The organism is Thioclava kandeliae, from assembly GCF_040297545.1.
Taxonomy (GTDB): Bacteria; Pseudomonadota; Alphaproteobacteria; order Rhodobacterales; family Rhodobacteraceae; genus Thioclava; species Thioclava kandeliae.
On the sequence record NZ_JAYWLC010000001.1, the window covers coordinates 114,015 to 132,953 of the forward strand.

19 protein-coding genes and 1 tRNA gene are annotated in these 18,939 nt (G+C 60.4%); 7 read left to right on the forward strand and 13 right to left on the reverse strand.

The features are described 5' to 3' along the window. Nucleotides 1–19 precede the first annotated feature (19 nt). On the reverse strand, nucleotides 20–301 hold the full coding sequence (locus tag VSX56_RS00595) for a FeoA family protein (RefSeq protein ID WP_339112450.1): 282 nt from the start codon (nucleotides 299–301) through the stop codon (nucleotides 20–22). A gap of 370 nt (nucleotides 302–671) precedes the next feature. Between VSX56_RS00595 and VSX56_RS00600 the strand changes: the two genes are divergently transcribed. Then, complete coding sequence (locus VSX56_RS00600; RefSeq protein ID WP_350934635.1) at nucleotides 672–2,039, forward strand: NCS1 family nucleobase:cation symporter-1; 1,368 nt, start codon at nucleotides 672–674, stop codon at nucleotides 2,037–2,039. A gap of 39 nt (nucleotides 2,040–2,078) precedes the next feature. On the opposite strand, the gene VSX56_RS00605 is transcribed toward VSX56_RS00600, so the two are convergent. The 3 genes from VSX56_RS00605 to VSX56_RS00615 form a co-directional block, all read right to left on the reverse strand. Beyond that, nucleotides 2,079–2,846, reverse strand: coding sequence for a DeoR/GlpR family DNA-binding transcription regulator (locus VSX56_RS00605; protein ID WP_350934082.1), 768 nt, complete (start codon nucleotides 2,844–2,846; stop codon nucleotides 2,079–2,081). A gap of 198 nt (nucleotides 2,847–3,044) precedes the next feature. Then, the gene (locus VSX56_RS00610) at nucleotides 3,045–4,658 is read right to left on the reverse strand and encodes an FAD-dependent oxidoreductase (RefSeq protein WP_350934084.1); all 1,614 of its coding nucleotides are present in this window, start codon (nucleotides 4,656–4,658) and stop codon (nucleotides 3,045–3,047) included. A 176-nt stretch (nucleotides 4,659–4,834) separates the two neighbouring features. Next, a complete protein-coding gene (locus VSX56_RS00615) occupies nucleotides 4,835–4,984 on the reverse strand; it encodes a hypothetical protein (RefSeq protein ID WP_350934086.1) in 150 nt (49 codons plus the stop codon). Between the two features lie 208 nt (nucleotides 4,985–5,192). On the opposite strand from VSX56_RS00615, the gene VSX56_RS00620 reads away from it, so the two are divergent. After that, nucleotides 5,193–5,912: an MIP/aquaporin family protein gene (locus VSX56_RS00620; RefSeq protein ID WP_350934089.1), complete on the forward strand. Its 720-nt coding sequence runs from the start codon at nucleotides 5,193–5,195 to the stop codon at nucleotides 5,910–5,912. 61 nt (nucleotides 5,913–5,973) lie between these two features. Then, a complete protein-coding gene (glpK, locus tag VSX56_RS00625) occupies nucleotides 5,974–7,467 on the forward strand; it encodes a glycerol kinase GlpK (protein WP_339112445.1) in 1,494 nt (497 codons plus the stop codon). 240 nt (nucleotides 7,468–7,707) lie between these two features. Here glpK and glnA read toward each other — a convergent pair whose 3' ends face one another. Together glnA and VSX56_RS00635 are read right to left on the reverse strand one after the other, a co-directional pair. Further along, nucleotides 7,708–9,117, reverse strand: coding sequence for a type I glutamate--ammonia ligase (glnA, locus tag VSX56_RS00630; protein WP_339112444.1), 1,410 nt, complete (start codon nucleotides 9,115–9,117; stop codon nucleotides 7,708–7,710). Nucleotides 9,118–9,188: 71 nt separating this feature from the next. Further along, the gene (locus VSX56_RS00635; RefSeq protein WP_339112443.1) at nucleotides 9,189–9,527 is read right to left on the reverse strand and encodes a P-II family nitrogen regulator; all 339 of its coding nucleotides are present in this window, start codon (nucleotides 9,525–9,527) and stop codon (nucleotides 9,189–9,191) included. 255 nt (nucleotides 9,528–9,782) lie between these two features. On the opposite strand from VSX56_RS00635, the gene VSX56_RS00640 reads away from it, so the two are divergent. Then, nucleotides 9,783–11,378: an NAD(P)H-hydrate dehydratase gene (locus tag VSX56_RS00640; protein WP_350934092.1), complete on the forward strand. Its 1,596-nt coding sequence runs from the start codon at nucleotides 9,783–9,785 to the stop codon at nucleotides 11,376–11,378. A 67-nt stretch (nucleotides 11,379–11,445) separates the two neighbouring features. Here VSX56_RS00640 and VSX56_RS00645 read toward each other — a convergent pair whose 3' ends face one another. Beyond that, entirely contained in the window at nucleotides 11,446–11,964 is a 519-nt protein-coding gene (locus tag VSX56_RS00645) for a Hint domain-containing protein (protein ID WP_350934094.1), read from the reverse strand. 144 nt (nucleotides 11,965–12,108) lie between these two features. Here VSX56_RS00645 and VSX56_RS00650 point away from each other — a divergent pair. From VSX56_RS00650 to VSX56_RS00660, 3 genes are all read left to right on the forward strand, one after another. After that, nucleotides 12,109–12,193: transfer RNA gene (locus tag VSX56_RS00650), tRNA-Leu, on the forward strand. 258 nt (nucleotides 12,194–12,451) lie between these two features. Continuing rightward, entirely contained in the window at nucleotides 12,452–13,786 is a 1,335-nt protein-coding gene (gene tig / locus VSX56_RS00655) for a trigger factor (RefSeq protein WP_339112440.1), read from the forward strand. A gap of 156 nt (nucleotides 13,787–13,942) precedes the next feature. After that, nucleotides 13,943–14,650, forward strand: a complete 708-nt coding sequence (locus tag VSX56_RS00660; protein ID WP_350934097.1) for a heparan-alpha-glucosaminide N-acetyltransferase — start codon at nucleotides 13,943–13,945, stop codon at nucleotides 14,648–14,650. Here the strand turns inward: VSX56_RS00660 and VSX56_RS00665 are convergent. From VSX56_RS00665 to VSX56_RS00690, 6 genes are all read right to left on the reverse strand, one after another. Then, the gene (locus VSX56_RS00665; RefSeq protein ID WP_350934099.1) at nucleotides 14,647–14,958 is read right to left on the reverse strand and encodes a hypothetical protein; all 312 of its coding nucleotides are present in this window, start codon (nucleotides 14,956–14,958) and stop codon (nucleotides 14,647–14,649) included. The genes VSX56_RS00660 and VSX56_RS00665 overlap by 4 nt on opposite strands. A gap of 147 nt (nucleotides 14,959–15,105) precedes the next feature. After that, nucleotides 15,106–16,263, reverse strand: a complete 1,158-nt coding sequence (locus VSX56_RS00670; RefSeq protein ID WP_350934101.1) for a YihY/virulence factor BrkB family protein — start codon at nucleotides 16,261–16,263, stop codon at nucleotides 15,106–15,108. Nucleotides 16,264–16,397: 134 nt separating this feature from the next. Continuing rightward, nucleotides 16,398–17,003, reverse strand: coding sequence for a 50S ribosomal protein L9 (rplI, locus tag VSX56_RS00675; RefSeq protein WP_339112436.1), 606 nt, complete (start codon nucleotides 17,001–17,003; stop codon nucleotides 16,398–16,400). A 13-nt stretch (nucleotides 17,004–17,016) separates the two neighbouring features. Beyond that, nucleotides 17,017–17,241, reverse strand: coding sequence for a 30S ribosomal protein S18 (gene rpsR / locus VSX56_RS00680; RefSeq protein WP_038073027.1), 225 nt, complete (start codon nucleotides 17,239–17,241; stop codon nucleotides 17,017–17,019). 21 nt (nucleotides 17,242–17,262) lie between these two features. Further along, nucleotides 17,263–17,616, reverse strand: a complete 354-nt coding sequence (gene rpsF / locus VSX56_RS00685; RefSeq protein ID WP_339112435.1) for a 30S ribosomal protein S6 — start codon at nucleotides 17,614–17,616, stop codon at nucleotides 17,263–17,265. Nucleotides 17,617–17,871: 255 nt separating this feature from the next. Next, nucleotides 17,872–18,867, reverse strand: coding sequence for an LLM class flavin-dependent oxidoreductase (locus tag VSX56_RS00690; RefSeq protein WP_350934106.1), 996 nt, complete (start codon nucleotides 18,865–18,867; stop codon nucleotides 17,872–17,874). Nucleotides 18,868–18,939 lie beyond the last annotated feature (72 nt).

The window sequence follows — 18,939 nt, forward strand, 5'->3', positions numbered from 1 at the left end:
ATATACTCCGTCGGGAAACCTACTCCGTCAGGATCGCCATAGCATCGCGGCGGCGCAGCGCAACCGTTGCCTCGCCCACACGCACCGCAATCGGGTCACGCCCGAACGGGGCTTCATGGATGACCGAGATCTCGACGCCTTCGATGAAGCCCATCTCGATCAGACGCCGTTCCATTTCTTCGGGCGCCAGACGCCCGCTACCGGGGACCGGCAGGATACAGGCAACTCGGCCACGATAGCCCTTGCGCGCCTCTCCGAGAGCGAATGTCCGGTCGAGCGCATCGATCTGTCCGAGTTCCATGAGCGAATCCTTAACAGGTTACTTCCTGATAGATTGACTCGGATAAGCACCGCAACATTGCGATGGATCAAATCCCGAGAAAGTGAGCAAAAATATCAGGAATGGGCGAAGTCGCCGCTGCCACCTTCCCGCATTCCGATATCTGCTCATAAAACAGGCAGACTTACGAATTTTGCAAGCATGCTTGGAATTAGAGCGAGTCCGGAATCGAATTTTCCCGTGACTGCTGCTTAGCCTGAACCTGTCCGCAGAGACAGTTGATAAAAACGCGCAAGCCGCACGGGGACCTCATATGACCGAGACCAGTTTCGATCCAGACCAGACCTATCTGCCCTCCTCACCGCATGACAGCGACCCACTGGCGCCGACCATGCCGCATGAAAAAACATGGGGTTGGTTCGCAATCTTCAACATCTGGGCGAATGATATCCAGTCGCTCTTCGGCTATTCTCTGGTGGCCTCGCTTTTCATCTCCTATGGCGTCAGCGGCTGGACGGCCTTTGCGGCGCTGATCGTGGCGGGTCTACTGGTGATGGCACTGGTCAATCTCTCGGGCGTGGCCGGACAGCGTTACGGCATCCCCTATCCGGTGCTCGCGCGCGCAAGCCAGGGCCTGCAGGGCGCAAAACTCCCAGCCATCTTGCGCGCCGTCGTGGCCGTCTTCTGGTATGGCGTTCAGGTCTATTTCGCCTCCACCGCACTGGCGCTCCTAATCTGCTCGGTCACCGGCATCACCTCGGGCGGCACCTTCCTCGGCCTCGGCACGATCGACTGGATCAGTTTCGTTCTTGTCTGGGCCTTCCATATCGTCATTTTCTGGCGTGGAATGAACTGGGTAGAGACCTTCCTTAACATCGCGGGTCCGTTCGTCTATGCGGTGATGATCGGCCTCCTGATCGTGCTCTGGATCAAATCCGACGGTCAACTCTGGTCGCAGGCGCAGACCATCTTTGCCAATCCCGACGGGACGGTCTGGACCGAGATCTCGGGCTTTATCGCCATTGTCGGCACGATGGTGTCCTATTTCGCGGCGGTGCTGATCAACTTCTCCGATTTCTCGCGCTATGCGAAATCGAAACGCGCGATGGTCCTCGGCAATCTCGCGGGGCTGCCGCTGAATATGGTGATCTTCTCGGCACTTGCCCTGTTGACCACTGCAGGCGCTGCCGTCGTCTATGGCGAGGAGATCATCAACCCTACCGCCATTGTCGAGCGCACCGATAGCGTGGTCCTCGGCATCATCGCCGCGATCACCTTTTTTGCCGCGACCGTGGGCATCAATCTGGTAGCCAATTTTATTCCGGCGGTGAACGGCATTGCAAGTCTGGCCCCGCGCCATATCAGCTTCCGCATGGCGGGCGCGATCACCTCGGGCTTTGCGCTGGTGATCGGCGGGCTCTGGGTGAGCTTCATCGCCGATGTCGGAATCTCTGGCTTTGTCAATACGTTGGGCGCCACTCTTGCACCGCTTTACGGGATCATGATTACCGATTACTTCCTGCTGCGAAAGGGTCATCTCGACAAGAAAGACCTCTATGCGCGCTCGGGCGGACGCTACCACTACAAGAACGGCTGGAATGACGCGGCCCTGATCGCCTTCATCATCGCGGCCATCTTCTCGGTCGCGACCGTCTGGGTGCCTGTGCTGGCCGTGCTCTCGGGCTATGCGTGGATCTTTGGCGCGGTCTTGGGTGCGATCATCTACCGCGTGCTCGCACCTTCGCGCGTGATCATCTGACAAAACGCATGAATAAACTCCGCCAAGCCCTTAATATATCTAGGGCTTGGCAACATGCACCGACACATTGGATGCCTTCAGGACATCGGCATAAGGGGCACCGGGCAGCGCGTCGATAAAGAGGCCATCAAGATCATCGAGATGGCCGAGCTTCACCATCGCCCGACGCCCGAATTTCGTATGATCGGTGGCAAGGAAGGTCGTGCGCGAATTGGCAATGATCGCTTGCGCCACCTGCACCTCGCGATAGTCGAAATCCAGAAGCGTGCCATCCTCGTCGATCCCCGAAATCCCGATGATCCCGAAATCGACCTTGAACTGGTTGATGAAGCCGATGGTCGCCTCGCCCACCACCGCCAGATCGCGCTTGCGCACCTGACCACCAGCGATGGTGATGTCGAAATCCTCGCGTTGCGACAGCAGCGTGACCACATTGATATTATTGGTCACAACATGCAGCTCTTTCTTGCCCAGCAATGCCTGCGCGATGGCCTCGGTCGTGGTGCCGATATTAAGAAAGATCGAGGCGCCATCAGGAATATGGGCAGCCACCATCTCGCCGATCCGCGCCTTCTCGGAGGCCATTTCCTCGCGGCGGCGCGCATGATCGCGGTTACGGGTATTGGTCATCAGGCTCGCCCCCCCATGATAGCGGTGCAAGATCCCCATATCACAGAGCAGTTTGATATCGCGCCGGATGGTCTGTGGCGTCACGTCCAGACGCACGGCAATATCCTCGATCCCGACAAAACCCTCCGAACGGGCAATTTCGGTAATCTGGTTCTGGCGTTGGGTGAGCGTGGACATCGCAACCTTGCTCCGCTGTGGCACTGACTGCCCCTAATTGGCGAGGCGAAGCCAAATCTGTCAAGAGCTTACGGGCAGCTTTCCACCACCGAGGCGCTTTGGCTCGCGAGACCGGACTGGCCCATTTCGTCCGGTCCCGCGAGCCCCACGTCCTCCGCATGACAGATGATCAGTGCATGCGGGAACGGTTTTTACGGCTCAGAGCGCGACGGTTGTGCGCTCCTCGGCCAAAGCCACTTCGGCGTCACGGCGTGCGCTGTCCCATCCGGCCTCCGTCGTCATCAGATCGGCGACACGGGCGATGGCGGCATTGGCCGCGCGGCTATCGACATGGGTCAGCGTCATCCGGCGGCAGAGCACATCGGCCACGCGCTGCGCAGCCTCGTGGCGCATGGTATAAAGCACCTCCGCCTCGATATAGGGATGCGCCGCAGCCAGACGGCTCGCCAGCCCCTCCTCGCGCGCCATCTCCGCCACAACAGGTGCACGGTCGCCATAGGAATGATGCAGATGCTCGGCCACATCCAGCGGCAACCCGAAATCACGCACCAGATCGCCCGCGCCGCCGGCCACATAGCCCTCGGCCCCCAGAAGCTTCATGTCATGGGTCAGACAGGGCTTCAGCCCTGCGAACTCACCCCCGGCAATCACCTTGTCCACGGCCTCCTCGGCCATGTAGCGATAGGTCGTCCATTTACCGCCCGAGATGGTGATAAGACCCGAATTATCCTCGATAATCACATGGTCACGCGCCAGCTCGGCAGTGTCTTTAGCCTCGGGATTAAAGACCAGCGGGCGGATACCGGACCAAGCCGATTTCACATCCGCACGGGTCACGTCGATGTCGAAATAGCGTTTCACATAGTCCAGAAGATAGGCGATATCCTCTTCGGATACGGTCGGATGGTCCACCACCTCGCAGGAGGTATCGGTGGTGCCCACCAGCGCCTGCCCCTGCCACGGCAGGATGAAGACCACACGCCCGTCATCGGTTTGCGGGATCAGGAGCCCTTCATCGGGCGGCACGAAGGAGCTGTCGAGCAGGATATGGATCCCCGACGAGCCCTTCAGGATCGGTTTTGCATCGGCATGGTCCATCTGGCGGATCGCATCGGCAAAGGGACCAGTCGCATTGACGACCTTCTTGGCGCGGATCGAGAAGCTCTCGCCGGTCAGCGCATCCTCGACATCGGCACCGGTAATCTTGCCCGCCTCATGGGTCAGGCCGGTAACGGCGATATGGTTGGCCATCACAGCGCCTGCGCGCTCGGCGGTCATCGCCAGCGTCACACACATCCGGCAATCGACGAACTGGCCATCATAATATTGCACCACGGCCTTGAGCCCCTTGGAGCGCAGCATCGGGAACCGCGCCTTGGCCTTCTTGGCGCTGATCACTTTGGAATGGCCGATATTCATCTTGCCCGACAGGAGGTCGTAGAGCTTCAGCCCGGCATAGAGATAGGGCACCTGCAGCCAGCTATAGACCGGCGTAATGAGCGGCAGGGGGCGCGACAGGTGCGGTGCGTTGCGCAACAGCGCGCCACGCTCGTGCAACGCATGGCGCACCAGATCATATTGCCCCTTGTCGAGTTTTTTCACCGCCGCTTCGAGATAACGCACGCCGCCATGCACCAGCTTGGTCGAGCGGCTGGAGGTGCCTTCGGCAAAGTCGTAACGTTCGACAAGCGCGACCTTGAGCCCGCGCGTCGCCGCATCCACCGCGATACCGCAACCGGTCGCGCCACCGCCGATGATCAGCAGATCGAAGGTCTCGTTGCTTTGCAGCTTGGCAAGTGTCTCAGCGCGCATCAGTCAGCCTCGTGCGGGAAATGGAAATATGGCGGAGATCCCCGCTCAGTCACTCAGATAGCTTTATGTTCGGTTTTTTTCAAGTGAAAGCATTATGACATAGCGTCGCGACGAAAAAATCGGAGATTCATGCAATTTCCCATACAATCACGGGCTTTCTCTAATCATGATTAGTATCAGGGGCGATAATTTGTTCTTTCAGAACCCAGACGAACATTGGATATTTTTCCAACATACAGCCATATCGCCAGCGCAACACCAAAATCTTCGATTCGGCTGCGCGTCTGCCCATCAGTTTCAATTGCCGCAATGTCATCCGCTAACATTCAAAAACCATATTGACGAGATGTTCGCTTGCGCAGATTTTCAGTTCATAATTTTCGATTCCGAACATTTTGCCCTTGCTCGGATGGAGAATCGAAATTACGCGTGGCCTCGTAGCTATGGAGGAGACCGGGCGGCATAAGAGGAATATGCCAAACGGGAGACGGTCACAGCGAACTGTTTTGAGGGCCTATTGAGGGGGGAGGAAGCATGGACTTCTTTCTGAGCGAACTTGTCGGGACGGCTGTCCTGACGCTTTTCGGCTGCGGTGTCGTGGCCAACGTGCTTTTGGCAAAATCCAAAGGGTTCAACGGCGGATGGATTGTCATCGCCTTCGGTTGGGGTCTGGCCGTGACCTTCGGCGTCTACGTCGCAGGCAAATATTCCGGGGCGCATCTGAACCCCGCGCTGACTATCGCCTTTGCCATGACCGGCCAGCTGCCTTGGGCTGATGTGCCTGTCTATATCGCGGGCCAGATGCTCGGCGGTATTCTTGGCGGTATTCTGACCTATCTGATGTATCTGCCCCACTGGGCCGAAACCGAGGATGCGGATCTGAAGCTTGCGGTCTTCTGCACGCAGCCCGCGATCAAGAACACACCCGCCAACTTTCTCTCGGAATTCCTGGGAACGGCCGTGTTGATGTTCGGGCTGAGCTGCATCGGGGCGAATACATTCGCCGATGGTCTCAATCCGCTGATCGTCGGCTTCTTCATTCTGGCCATCGGCCTTTCGCTGGGCGGTCCGACCGGCTATGCGATCAACCCTGCCCGTGATCTTGGCCCGCGCATCGCGCATGCGCTGATGCCGATCAGAGGAAAACGCGATAGCGACTGGGGCTATGCATGGCTGCCCGTTATCGCCCCGATCTGTGGCGCCATCGCCGGCGCTTACCTGTATGCAGCACTCGTCACCCCCGTGGCGGGCTGAACCAAAGAAGAACGGGATGTGACCGCCCATACGGCACATCTCTTTAGGGAAGGAACATGACATGACCAAGAAATACGTTCTTGCCATCGATCAGGGCACGACCAGCTCGCGTGCCATCCTGTTCGACAAAGCCGGCCATATCGTCCACACGACCCAGAAGGAATTCGAGCAGATCTTCCCCAAACCGGGTTGGGTCGAGCATAACGCGATGGAGATCTGGTCCTCGGTGCAATCGGTTGTGGCGGAGCTGCTGTCGAATGCCGAAGTCTCCTCCGACGAGATCGCCTCGATCGGGATCACCAACCAGCGTGAAACCGCTGTGGTTTGGGACAAAAAAACCGGTCGTCCGGTCTATAACGCGATCGTGTGGCAGTCACGTCAGACGCTCGATGTCTGCAAAGAGTTGAAGGCAAAGGGCCTCGACGAGACCTTCCGCGACAAGACGGGTCTGTTGATCGACGCCTATTTCTCCGGCACCAAGGTGAAATGGATCCTCGATAATGTGCCGGGCGCGCGCGAGAAAGCCGATGCCGGCGATCTTCTCTTCGGGACGATCGACACCTGGCTCGTCTGGAAGCTGACCGGTGGCGAGGTCCATGTGACCGATTACACCAATGCCTCGCGCACGCTGATGTATAATATCTTCGACCTGAAATGGGACGAGGAGCTCTTGGAGCACCTGACCGTTCCGGCTTCGATGCTGCCCGAGGTGCGCCCCTCCTCCGAAGTCTATGGCACCACCCATCGCGATGCGTTCCAGGGCATCCAGCTGCCCATCGCGGGTATGGCGGGGGACCAGCAGGCTGCCCAATTCGGCCAGCTCTGCTTCGAGAAAGGCATGGCAAAGAACACCTATGGCACCGGCTGTTTCATGCTGATGACCACGGGCGAGCGTCCGGTGAAATCCGAAAACGGCCTTCTGACGACCATTGCCTGGGGTGTGGACGGTCGTGTCGAATATGCGCTCGAAGGCTCGATCTTTGTCGCGGGCTCGGCCATCCAGTGGCTGCGCGACGGGCTGCGGATGTTCCGCAATGCCAAGGAATCCGAGGTCTATGCAGGCCGTGTCGGCGATAGTGATGGCGTCTATGTCGTGCCCGCCTTCGTGGGCCTCGGGGCGCCCTATTGGGATTCGGAAGTGCGCGGCGCGGTGTTCGGCCTGACCCGCGGCACCTCCAAGGAGCACTTCATTCGCGCGACGCTGGAATCGCTGTGCTACCAGACCAAGGATGTCCTTTCGGCCATGGAAGCCGATAGCGGCATCGAACTGGCGAAGCTGCGTGTCGATGGCGGTGCCGTAGCCAATGACCTCCTTCTCCAGATCCAGTCCGACATCCTCGGCAAGGAGGTCGAGCGTCCGACCGTGATCGAGACCACGGCGCTCGGCGCGGCCTATCTGGCCGGTCTGGCCGTGGGCTTCTGGGCCTCCAAGGACGAGCTGGTCGAGATGGCCTCGGTGGACCGCTCCTTCGAGCCCAAGATGGAACAGGCCGAATCCGACCGCCTCTATGCGGGCTGGCAGAAAGCCGTGAAAGCCACGATGGCCTTCAAGTAACTCCCTGCGTCCGGTCGTATCCTCCCTTACACCGGACCCGTAAAGGCCGCCCTTCGGGGCGGCCTTTTGCGTGGAGCAATCGCGCGTAGGCCCGTAATCCTGCCCCAGGACAGCATCTCACACACAACCTTAAGTTTATATCGCAACCGCTTTGCGCATATAGAAAAAGCGCCACCATTTCTGGTGACGCTTTCGATCTGTCCCGTGTTCCGGCCAGAGTGTCTGGCCGGAGCGGACCGATTAGCAGCTGTAATACATCTGGTATTCGATCGGGTGCGGGGTGTGCTCGTAGGCGTAGACTTCTTCCCACTTGAGCGCGATGTAGCCTTCCAGCATGTCCTTGGTGAACACGTCACCTGCGGTCAGGAAGTCCATATCGGCTTCGAGCGATTCCAGAGCTTCACGCAGCGAGCCGCAAACGGTCGGGATTGCTGCGAGTTCTTCGGCCGGAAGATCATAGAGATCCTTGTCCGATGCCGGGCCCGGATCGATCTTGTTCTTGATGCCGTCGAGGCCAGCCATCATCAGTGCTGCGAAGCACAGATAGGGGTTTGCCGACGGATCGGGGAAGCGGGCTTCGACGCGCTTGGCTTTCGGCGAGTTGGTCCACGGAATACGGACGCAGCCCGAACGGTTGCTTGCCGAATACGCACGCAGAACCGGAGCCTCGAAGCCCGGGATCAGACGCTTGTAGGAGTTGGTCGACGGGTTGGTCAGCGCGTTCAGAGCTTTCGCGTGCTTGAGGATACCACCGATGAAGTAGAGGGCCTCTTGCGACAGGTCTGCATATTTGTCGCCAGCGAAGAGCGGCTTGCCGTCTTTCCAGATCGACATGTTGACGTGCATACCCGAGCCGTTATCGCCTTTCATCGGCTTCGGCATGAAGGTTGCCGATTTGCCATAGGCGTGCGCCACGTTGTGGATGACGTATTTGTATTTCTGGATGTTATCGGCTTGCTCGGTGAGCTGGCCGAAGATCATGCCCAGTTCGTGCTGGCAGGTCGCCACTTCGTGGTGGTGCTTGTCAACCTTGATGCCCATGCGCTTCATGGTCGAGAGCATCTCGCCACGCAGGTCTTGGGCTTCGTCGACGGGGTTCACCGGGAAGTAGCCGCCCTTGTGGCCGGCGCGGTGACCGAGGTTGCCCATTTCCGACGGGGTGTCGGTGTTCCATGCCGCCGCTTCCGCGTCGATCTGGAAGGACACTTTTGCCGGCGTGACCGAGTAGCGCACGTCGTCAAAGAGGAAGAATTCGGCTTCGGGGCCGAAGAAGGCCGCATCGCCGATACCCGAGGATTTCAGATAGGCTTCTGCTTTGGCCGCAACCTGACGCGGGCAACGCTCATAGGCTTCGTTGGTGTCGGGCTCGACAACCGCGCAGTGCACGCAGAGGGTTTTCTCGGCGTAGAAGGGGTCGATATAGACCGAAGACGCGTCGGGGATCAGTTTCATATCCGACTTGTCGATCGACTTCCAACCGGCGATCGAAGAACCGTCGAACATGAAGCCTTCTTCGAAGAAGTCTTCGTCAACCAGATCAGCGACCAGAGTCACGTGCTGAAGTTTACCGCGCGGATCGGTGAAGCGAACATCAACGTATTCGACTTCTTCGTCCTTCATCAGCTTGAGGGCGTCCTTAACAGAGCTCATTCGTAGCAACCCTTTCGTTGAGCAATAAGGCGCCGGACATTACGTCCGACATAGGTTGAGGCGAGAGGCGATCAGATCGCGTCGTCGCCGGTTTCGCCGGTCCGGATGCGGATCGCTTCCTCGACAGGCGAGATGAAGATCTTGCCGTCACCGATCTTCTCGGTGCGCGCAGCAGAGGTGATCGCGTCGACAGCGGCTTCCACCATGTCGTCCGAAATCACCATCTCGATTTTCACCTTGGGAAGGAAATCTACAACATACTCGGCTCCACGATAGAGCTCGGTATGCCCCTTCTGGCGACCGAAGCCTTTGACTTCGATGACAGACAGGCCTTGGATACCAGCCTCTTGGAGAGCTTCTTTCACTTCATCCAGTTTGAACGGTTTGATGATCGCTTCGATCTTTTTCATTCCGTCGACTCCTCCGTCTTGGCCTTCACGGCACTCTCAACACTTTCCAACGCCCCCCGCAATCGACTAGGCTCATCTTATCCAAGCGAGACTTAGGATTCCGGTTATCACGCCCATTTATGCATCACGATGCACATTTATAGGGCTGTTTGTAAACAGCAAGGCCACGAATTGAGCGAAATTCTTACAACTGCCCAAATGCGCGCCGCAGAACAAAGCGCTTTGTCGAAGAAACTGACAGATGAAGATCGGCTGATGGCGCTCGCAGGCGCCGGTGTCGTGGCAGCGATGGTGAAATATTGGCCGCAGCTGATCGAGCTGGAAGAGAGTGCCGATCCTCCATCTGCGGTTATTCTCTGTGGTCCGGGAAATAATGGCGGGGATGGCTATGTTGTCGCCCAGCATCTGGCCCTGCGCGGCTGGGAGGTCGAGATCCTGCGCGATCCGAGCAAGCTGCCGCAAGGTGCCGCCGGAACGGCCATGCGCTCCCTGCCCGACACGGTCACAGTGCAGGATTTCGCGATGGCCGCGACCGGCCACCGGCCCGATATACTGGTTGATGCGCTTTTCGGCATCGGCTGCACACGCCCGCTCTCGCCCGAGCATCTGGCCCTGTTCACCCAAACGGCGGCCCGCCCGCCCCGTCGCGGCCTCGCCCGCTGGCGCCATGTCATGAAACTTGTCGCGGTCGATTGCCCCTCGGGGCTCGATCTCGATCGTGGAGTCTTCCTCGCGCCCGATCCCGTATCCCCCAAGGATACCGATGCGTTCGAGCAATGGAGCACCGCCGAATCGCACCGCCAGATCGCCGCTGATCTTTGCGTCACCTTCCACCAGCCAAAGCCCGGCCATGTCATGTCCGCGATTGCGGGTCGCAGGCTGGAGGTGGTTGATATAGGGCTGCCCGATGGGCCCAGTCAGGATGCGGCCTCCCTCATCGACCGGCCGAAAACGGCGGGCGCACTCCGGCTCGTGGATCCTGTGCGCGGCAATCGTACCAACACGTTCCGTCGATGGTATCAGAGCATCACCCGCCTCGATCAGGCCGCCCATAAATACCAGCGCGGCCATGCGATGGTTCTCTCGGGCGGGCTGGCTCAGGGCGGAGCGGCACGGATGGCGGCACGGGCAGCATTGCGTATCGGCGCTGGCGCGGTGACCATTGCCGCGCCGCAATCCGCCATTCCGGAAACCGCAGCCCAGATCAATGCACTGATGCTGCGCGCCCTGCCCGACAGCTATACGCTGCGTGGCTGGATGGCCGACGAGCGGCTGCGCGCGCTCTGCCTGGGTCCCGGGCTCGGACATAAACGCGCGCAGGAAATGGTGCCCGCCGTCCTTTGGGGCAAACGTGCCACGGTTCTTGATGCCGATGCCCTGTCCTGCTTCTCCGAGGATCCATCCGTCCTCTTCAACCACCTGCATCCGAACTGCATCCTGACCCCGCATGAAGGAGAGTTCCGCACACTGTTCCCCGATCTTGCCGCAGGGCTCGGTCAGGGCAAGGACCGGATCGAGATCACCCGACGGGCGGCCGAACGCGCAGGCGCGGTGGTTCTCCTCAAGGGCGCTGTGACGGTCATCGCGCGTCCTGATGGCTGTGCTTCTGTCCATCCCGCCATCCGCGAACGCGCGGTGCCATGGCTTGCAACGGCGGGCGCGGGCGATGTGCTTGCGGGGATGATCACCGGCCTTCTGGCGACCCAACCGCCCGAAGCGGTCGATCTTCTGGGCGCGGCGGAGCTGGCGGTCTGGATGCATGTCGAGGCGGCGCGGCAGTTCGGACCGGGGTTGATTGCCGAGGATCTGCCTGACGAGTTGCCCGCCCTCATGCGCTCGCTTTTTCTGTGAGCGCTGCAGGAAACACTGAAGCCGGGCGAGATGCCCGGCTTTTCACCTGATCCGACCAGATTGCGGCTCAGGCGCGCTCGGCAGGCTGGTCCACGGTTGCAGCCGCAACCTCGACGCCTTCCGCAAAAACCGTCTCGGGCGCGTCGAAATGCAACATATAAAGATAGATAGACCGCCCCGATACGGCCTGCACCAGCGTGCCATCGCACAGGCGCGCCGCTTCGATCTCGGCCTCGGCTGCGCCGTAAAGGGCCTCGGCGCGCCAGCCACTCACCCGCAGACGGGTGCGCGCGCCAACATAGAGCGGGCCCTGCGGACGCCCGTGCCCTATCGAACCTGCAGTCACGCACAACACATCGCGATCGGCCTGCTGGACCGAGACCGCGCGCAGCACGCGCATCCCCGAGCGGGTCACGATCCTGTCGCCAGGACCAAGATATTCAATCGGCAGATCCCCCTCGAGGGTCCGGATCTGGGCCCCTTGCGCGATTCCCGCCACCGCAGAAACCATCTCTGCCGATCGGACACCCTGCGCTCCGCCCGCAGTATCGAGGCCGTAAACTATTGTAGCTGCCTGCTTTTCCATACTGTGCCTGCTCGTTGGTAAATTCGCGATTGGCCGCGTTATCTATTTCTTTACCAACCTTACGCGAATTTTCGCCTGCGATAACAGAAAAGTGCAAAAAGCCTCTTGCATGTCCGAAAGGCGTTGCTAAAAGGCGACGCAGATGCGGGTGTGGCGAAATTGGTAGACGCACCAGATTTAGGTTCTGGCGCCTAACGGCGTGGGGGTTCAAGTCCCTCCACCCGCACCACTCCACCGAAAAGATATACACCACGCGGCGTCTGAACCGTTCCCGAATGACGCGGCTCGCGCTTTTGCGGCCCCTATATCGGAGCAAAGGCGCGATTCACGCACGATCCGGCCCCGAACGCACTCTTTTATGACGATCCGGCCCTGCGAACGCCGAGTTTCACCTTGCTTCCATGAGTGCCGCCCCATAGAACGACGCGTGAAAAATGAGCTTGCCTGCCGCGCATTGACTCGCGGCATTCACAGAGAAGGAAATCACATGCAGGTCACCGAGACCCTCAACGAAGGCCTCAGCCGCGGCTACGAAATCACCATCACCGGCGCCGAGCTCGAAGAGAAAGTCACGGCCAAGCTCAAGGAAGCCCAGCCCGAGATCGAGCTGAAAGGCTTCCGCAAGGGCAAGGTCCCGATGCCGATGCTGAAAAAGCAGTTCGGTGCGCGTATCATGGGCGAGACCATGCAGGAATCGATCGACGGCGCGATGAACGAGCATTTCGAGAAATCGGGTGACCGTCCGGCGATGCAGCCGAAAGTCGAGATGAAAGACGGCGAGAACTGGAAAGAGGGCGACGACGTTGTGGTCACCGTTTCCTATGAAGCGCTGCCCGAGATCCCCGAGTTCGACGCCTCCGACATCAAACTCGAGCGCCTCGTTGTGACCCCCGCCGACGAAGCCGTGACCGAAGCGCTCGAAGGTCTGGCCAAGAACGCCCAGAACTTCGAAAAGCGCCGCAAGGGCACCAAGTCGAAAGAAGGCGATCAGGTTGTGATCGATTTCGAGGGCTTCGTGGATGACGTGGCCTTCGAAGGCGGCAAAGGCGAGGACTATCCGCTGGTGCTCGGCTCCAACTCCTTCATCCCGGGCTTCGAAGACCAACTCGTCGGCGCCAAGGAAGAGGAAGAAGTCGAAGTCAAAGTGACCTTCCCCGAGGCCTATCAGGCCGAGCATCTGGCAGGCAAAGAAGCCCTGTTCAAATGCACCGTCAAAGAAGTCCGCGGCCCGAAAGAAGCCGAGATCGATGACGAGCTGGCGAAGAAATTCGGCGCAGAAGACCTCGAAGCTCTGAAAGCACAGATCAAAGAGCGTCTGGGCGAAGAGTATAAGGGTGCCTCGCGCCAGATCCTGAAGCGTGGCCTTCTGGATGCGCTCGACGGGAAAGTTTCGTTCGACCTGCCGCCGACGCTGGTTGACGCCGAAGCCAACCAGATCGCACACCAGCTCTACCACGAAGAGCATCCCGATGATCACGGCCATGACCATGGCGCGATCGAACCGACCGACGAACACAAGAAGCTCGCCGAACGCCGCGTGCGTCTGGGCCTCCTGCTCGCCGAAATCGGCCGCAAGCAAGAGATCGAAGTGACCGATGCGGAAATGACCCAAGCGGTCATGATGCAAGCGCGTCAGTATCCGGGTCAGGAACGTCAGTTCTTCGAGTTCATCCAGCAGAACCCGCAGATGCAACAGCAGCTGCGCGCGCCGATCTTCGAAGACAAGGTTGTCGACTTCATCGTTGAGAAAGCGGAAGTCACCGACAAGGACGTCACCAAGGAAGAACTGCAAAAAGCAATCGAAGCTCTGGACGAACTCTGAGCTTTCCGATCTGCAGATTGGAGGAAACGGGCGGGTCGCAGGACCTGCCCGTTTTCTTTTGCCCCCGCTCATGGCTCAGGCGGGATCGTGATCGGACGGCGCTTGACTTCGCCCCGTGAAAACCGATCTTGCCCCCTGAGCAATTGCAGAGGTCCCATGCCCAATTCTACCCGCCTGATCTGGCCCGACCTGCTGCGCAGCCTGTCGCTTCTGGCGATGGCCAGCTTCCATTTCGGCTATGACCTCGAGGCCTTGGGCTTCAACCCGCCCCTGCCCCTGTGGTGGCCCGATTATGCCCGCGTGATTGCAGCAACCTTCCTGATGCTGGTCGGGGTCAGCCTCTGGCTCGCCCATGGGCGCGGGCGCCGCTGGCGGGGCTTCTGGACACGCGAGGCAGCGATTGTGGCAGGCGCCATCGCGGTCACCGTGGTCACCTATATCGCGATGCCCGGCTTCTATGTCTATTTCGGTATCCTGCATTCCATCGCGGTCTGCTCTCTTCTGGCGATGGCCTGCCTCAGGCTGCCTGCGATAGTAACAATCCTGCTGGGGCTTCTCGCGCTGGCCATGCCCTATCTCTTTGCCATGCCGCAAATGAACGCCCCGTGGCTATGGTGGATCGGGCTTTCGACGCGCTGGGGTGCGGCGATGGATTTCGTGCCGGTCTTTCCTTGGCTGGGCTGGGTCCTCGTGGGGCTGGGTAGCGCAAAGCTCGCCGATGCGAAGGGCCTGCTCCGCCGCGACCTGCCCCACAACGCGCCTCTCCAGCGGATGACCTTTATCGGCCGTCACAGCCTCGCCTTCTACCTGATCCACCAGCCGGTGATCTATGGCAGCCTCGCGCTGATCGCGTGGATGCGTTAACGCGTCCAGATCCCACCATCGACCCGCAGCGCCACCGGCTGTATCTCGGCGGGGCTTTGCACGGTCTCGCGTGGCAGAATGATCGGCGTGTCATGGAGGTTCGAGACCTGATGAAGCACGGGGGCGGAAATGTCGCGGCGGATCACCGACCAGAACGGGCGCTCCAGCGGGCGTGGCGAGGCGGTCAGGCGGCTATGGGCCGGCAGTACCCCCACCGCCGAGGCGGACTGGTCATGGATCATCACCAAGGCCAATGTCAGCGCCGCTGTCGGCAGCACAACCGAAGACAGGATGCGGGTGATCGCCATGAGCAAAGCCTCCGTTAGCGGCAGCAATCGGATCTGCCGCCGTCCAGAAGAAACTCTAATGAAAAACTAAGGCGAGATTTGGCCGCAAAACCGCCAACAGCATGAAGTTACACGGGAATAGCGATGACCCTACGGAACCGGGCGGGATCAGGGGCGGGTCTCGGCGAGACTGTCGGCGGCCTGCGCCTGACGGTTGCCCAGATCGCGCGCGGGCCCGACGGTGCTGTCGCGCGCGGTCTGGCGCTCGGCCTCGGAATTCAGCTCGGCCCCCAGCATCACCGCAATCGTGGCGATCCAGATCCACATCATCAGCACGACAACGGCCCCGATCGAGCCATAGGTGGCCGAGTAATTGCCGAAATTCGAGGTATAGAACGAAAAGCCCCAGCTGGAGAGCAGAAGCAGGATCGAGCCCACAAGAGCGCCGGGCAGCACCCAGATAAAACGCGGCGATGTGCGGTTGGGCGCCATGCGGTAGAGCATAGAGAGCGCCAGCACCAGCACCCCCGCCATGATCGGCCAGCGGATAACAAGCACCAAGAGCCCCCAGCCCGGAATATGCGGCAGGAAGGCCAGAACGGCGGGCAGAACGGCGGCGGCAAGGATCAGCACACAGACAAAGATGATCGCGCCGATCGTCATGCCGAGCCCAACTAGATTCATCCAGAGGAAATTGCGGCTCTCACGCTGGTTATAGGCGACATTGAGCGCCTCGATCAGCGCCTTCATTCCGCCATTGGCGGTCCAGAGCGCCAGCCCGATCCCGATCACCGAAGTCCAGCCAAGCGCCGTCTGATCTGTGCCGATCAGGCCCTCGAGCTGCGAGCGGATCAGCGAAAGCGCCTCGGGGGGGACGAAGCGTGCCACCTCGTCGAGCATCGAGAGGACCTCGTTGCGATCGGCGAAGAAGCCGAAGATCGATACCAGCGCGGTCAGCGCGGGGAAGAGCGCAAGGATCGAGTAGAAGGTCACGCCGGCGGCAACAGCCAGAACACGGTCCTCGGTAATCTGCGCCTTGGTGCGCATCAGAACGGCGGTCCATGCGCGCAGCCCCATTGAGAACGGCCCCGTGGCCTGTCGCCCTACGGCACGATCCTCGGGGTTGTCATAACGGGACGCGGGCTCGGGCGGGGCTTGCGCCACACGCCCCTCGAGCAGCGGGGCCTCGAGAAGCGGGGCGCGGTCTTGTGTTTCGGGCATAGGGGGGGCCTCCTTGGGGGGGCTGACCTTGGCAAGGACCTGCCGTAACGCAAGGGCGCCCACGAGGAGCTGCGCAAGGACACGTTTGGGGCGATGGTCAGTCATGAGGGTCTTGTTCCGTTATCCGAAGGCTCAACCCGATCAGGCGATGCGGGTTCCCTCTAACCGCTAACAACCTCCATATAAAGAAAAACCGCGCCCCGAGAGGCGCGGTTTTCCAGATGACATGAAGAAAGAGATTACTTCTCTTCTGCTTCTGCAGCAGGTGCTTCGTCTTCGTCGTCGCGGCCAGCAGCACCGAGATCGTCGAACAGGTTCGAGATTTCGAAATCTGCGGCGGCTTCTTCTTCCGCTGCCAGTTCCTGGATCGATTTGCCCGAGGCTTGCAGTTCTGCTTCTTCAGCCGAACGTGCAACGTTGATCGAGATCACTGCATGCACTTCGGGGTGCAGATGGACTTCAACCTCGTGCAGGCCAAGAACCTTGATCGGCAGACGGATGATGACCTGCTTGCGGTCGACCGAGAAGCCTTCTTCGGTTGCAACGGTCGCGATGTCACGGGTGGTGACCGAACCGTAGAGGTTGCCGCCGTCCGAAGCCGAACGAATCACGACAAACTGCTGACCGTCGAGCTTGGCCGAAAGGGCTTCCGCCTCTTTCTTGGTCTCGAGGTTGCGGGCTTCCAGTTGGGCTTTCTGGGCTTCGAAGGACTTGATGTTCGCTTCGGAAGCGCGCAGCGCCTTGCCTTGCGGCAGGAGGTAGTTGCGGCCGTAGCCCGGCTTCACGGTGACAACGTCACCCATTTGGCCCAGCTTTGCGACGCGCTCGAGAAGGATAACTTCCATAGTGATGTTCTCCTTACTTCACAGCGTAGGGCAGCAGAGCGAGGAAGCGGGCGCGCTTGATGGCGCGGGCCAGTTCACGCTGCTTCTTTGCCGACACTGCGGTGATGCGTGCCGGAACGATTTTGCCGCGCTCAGAGATGTAGCGCTGCAGCAGACGGGTGTCTTTGTAGTCGATTTTCGGTGCGTTCTCGCCGGAGAACGGGCACACTTTACGACGACGGAAAAACGGTTTTGCCATGGTTTTCAGTCCCCTAATCTATCAACGACGCTCACGACGACCTTCACGGTCATCACGTTTTTGCATCTGAACCGACGGGCCTTCCTCGTGCTCGTCGACCTTGATGGTCAGCACGCGCATGACATCGTCATGCAGGCGGCACAGGCGTTCCATTTCCTGAACGGCAGCCGAGGGGGCATCCGTTTTCAGGAAGGCGTAGTGGCCTTTGCGGTTCTTGTTGATCTTGTAGGCCATGGTCTTCACGCCCCAATATTCGGATTCAACGACTTTGCCGCCGTTATCCGAAAGGACCGTGGAGAAATGTTCGACAAGGCCTTCGGCCTGCGCGTTGGACAGATCCTGACGCGCGATGAGGACATGCTCGTAAAGGGGCATGGCTTCTCCTGTTTCATAAGGCGGCTTCATAGGCAGGCGACACTATCCGCATCCTGCCACGAGAGGCTACGCCGGTTCAATTGAACTGCGGAAGTCCGCCTCCCTTAGCGGAGAGAGCGGGGGAAAGCAAGAGGTTTGGGCCGCGCAGGCCAGACCACGGGGGCGGCCCCGATGGGGAGCGCGGTCCTTGCGCGGCATCGAGCCCCGCTGCGGACCGGTCGGGGCGAGATGCCCCTCCGGTCTGCATGGGGACCGTCAGGCCGCGACCTTCGCGAGGTTCTGCATGGCCTGCGCACCGATCTCGAAGCTCCTGAGCCGCGCGGCATGGTCGTGGATCTGGCCGTTGAGGATCACCTCGTCGGGGCGGTAGCGCTCGATATACATCGCAAGCTGGCGTTCGACCGTCTCCGGGCGGCCCACCGCCGACATCGACAGCTGGTGGGAGGCCTGACGCAGTTCCGGCTCGCTGGCCACGGTGGAGAGATCGGCGACCGGCGCGGGCAACGGCCCCGCCTGCCCTCGGCGCAGGTTGACGAAACCCTGCATCATCGACGAACGCAGAAGCTGCGCCTCCTCGTCGGTATCGGCGGCAAAGAGGTTGAGCGCCAGCATGAAATGCGGCTTGGCCGTCATGCCGGGCTGGAAGCGGTCGCGGTAGATCTCGATCGCCTGTTCGAGCGCATCGGGCGCGAAATGGCTGGCAAAGGCATAGGGCAGCCCCAGATGCGCGGCCAGTTGCGCCCCGTAGAGTGACGAGCCAAGGATCCAGACCGGAATATTGGACCCCGCTCCCGGCACGGCCCGCACCGGCTGGCCCTCCTGCATCGGCCCAAGGAAGCCGATCAGCTCGACCACATCCTCGGGGAAGCGGTCCACCGACATCCCGCGGCGCAGCGCCTGCATGGTGCGCTGGTCGGTGCCCGGCGCACGCCCGACACCCAGATCGATCCGGTCGCCATAGAGTGCATGGAGCGTGCCGAAGGCTTCGGCCACCATCAGCGGCGCGTGATTGGGCAGCATGATCCCCCCCGAGCCTACACGCAAAGCCTTGGTTTGCGCGGCCACATGGCCGATCACGAGGGCTGTCGCGGCAGAGGCGATGCCGGTTGAATTATGATGCTCGGCCAACCAGTAACGGGTATAGCCCAAGCGCTCGGCATGCGCGCCCAGCTCGCCCGAATGGCGCAGCGCGTCGGCGGCGGTCTGACCCTCTGCGATAGGCGAAAGATCGAGAACGGAATAAGGGACCATCAGTCATCTCCTGCTTTGGCCCATAATCTGTTCAGCCGACCCGCCCGCGAAAACCGTGCAAATCGCGCGGAT

Excerpts from the sequence above, each read along its gene's own strand:
- VSX56_RS00620 (WP_350934089.1), top strand. The coding sequence starts at position 5,193 with ATGGACTTCTTTCTGAGCGAACTTGTCGGGACGGCTGTCCTGACGCTT.
- VSX56_RS00670 (WP_350934101.1), bottom strand. The coding sequence starts at position 16,263 with ATGACTGACCATCGCCCCAAACGTGTCCTTGCGCAGCTCCTCGTGGGC.
- VSX56_RS00635 (WP_339112443.1), bottom strand. The coding sequence starts at position 9,527 with ATGAAAAAGATCGAAGCGATCATCAAACCGTTCAAACTGGATGAAGTG.
- rpsF (WP_339112435.1), bottom strand. The coding sequence starts at position 17,616 with ATGCCCCTTTACGAGCATGTCCTCATCGCGCGTCAGGATCTGTCCAAC.
- glnA (WP_339112444.1), bottom strand. The coding sequence starts at position 9,117 with ATGAGCTCTGTTAAGGACGCCCTCAAGCTGATGAAGGACGAAGAAGTC.
- VSX56_RS00595 (WP_339112450.1), bottom strand. The coding sequence starts at position 301 with ATGGAACTCGGACAGATCGATGCGCTCGACCGGACATTCGCTCTCGGA.
- VSX56_RS00600 (WP_350934635.1), top strand. The coding sequence starts at position 672 with ATGCCGCATGAAAAAACATGGGGTTGGTTCGCAATCTTCAACATCTGG.
- VSX56_RS00665 (WP_350934099.1), bottom strand. The coding sequence starts at position 14,958 with ATGGCGATCACCCGCATCCTGTCTTCGGTTGTGCTGCCGACAGCGGCG.
- VSX56_RS00640 (WP_350934092.1), top strand. The coding sequence starts at position 9,783 with ATGGCGCTCGCAGGCGCCGGTGTCGTGGCAGCGATGGTGAAATATTGG.
- rplI (WP_339112436.1), bottom strand. The coding sequence starts at position 17,003 with ATGGAAGTTATCCTTCTCGAGCGCGTCGCAAAGCTGGGCCAAATGGGT.
- VSX56_RS00610 (WP_350934084.1), bottom strand. The coding sequence starts at position 4,658 with ATGCGCGCTGAGACACTTGCCAAGCTGCAAAGCAACGAGACCTTCGAT.
- VSX56_RS00690 (WP_350934106.1), bottom strand. The coding sequence starts at position 18,867 with ATGGTCCCTTATTCCGTTCTCGATCTTTCGCCTATCGCAGAGGGTCAG.
- VSX56_RS00660 (WP_350934097.1), top strand. The coding sequence starts at position 13,943 with ATGCCCAATTCTACCCGCCTGATCTGGCCCGACCTGCTGCGCAGCCTG.
- VSX56_RS00645 (WP_350934094.1), bottom strand. The coding sequence starts at position 11,964 with ATGGAAAAGCAGGCAGCTACAATAGTTTACGGCCTCGATACTGCGGGC.
- VSX56_RS00615 (WP_350934086.1), bottom strand. The coding sequence starts at position 4,984 with ATGTTAGCGGATGACATTGCGGCAATTGAAACTGATGGGCAGACGCGC.
- VSX56_RS00605 (WP_350934082.1), bottom strand. The coding sequence starts at position 2,846 with ATGTCCACGCTCACCCAACGCCAGAACCAGATTACCGAAATTGCCCGT.
- glpK (WP_339112445.1), top strand. The coding sequence starts at position 5,974 with ATGACCAAGAAATACGTTCTTGCCATCGATCAGGGCACGACCAGCTCG.
- rpsR (WP_038073027.1), bottom strand. The coding sequence starts at position 17,241 with ATGGCAAAACCGTTTTTCCGTCGTCGTAAAGTGTGCCCGTTCTCCGGC.
- tig (WP_339112440.1), top strand. The coding sequence starts at position 12,452 with ATGCAGGTCACCGAGACCCTCAACGAAGGCCTCAGCCGCGGCTACGAA.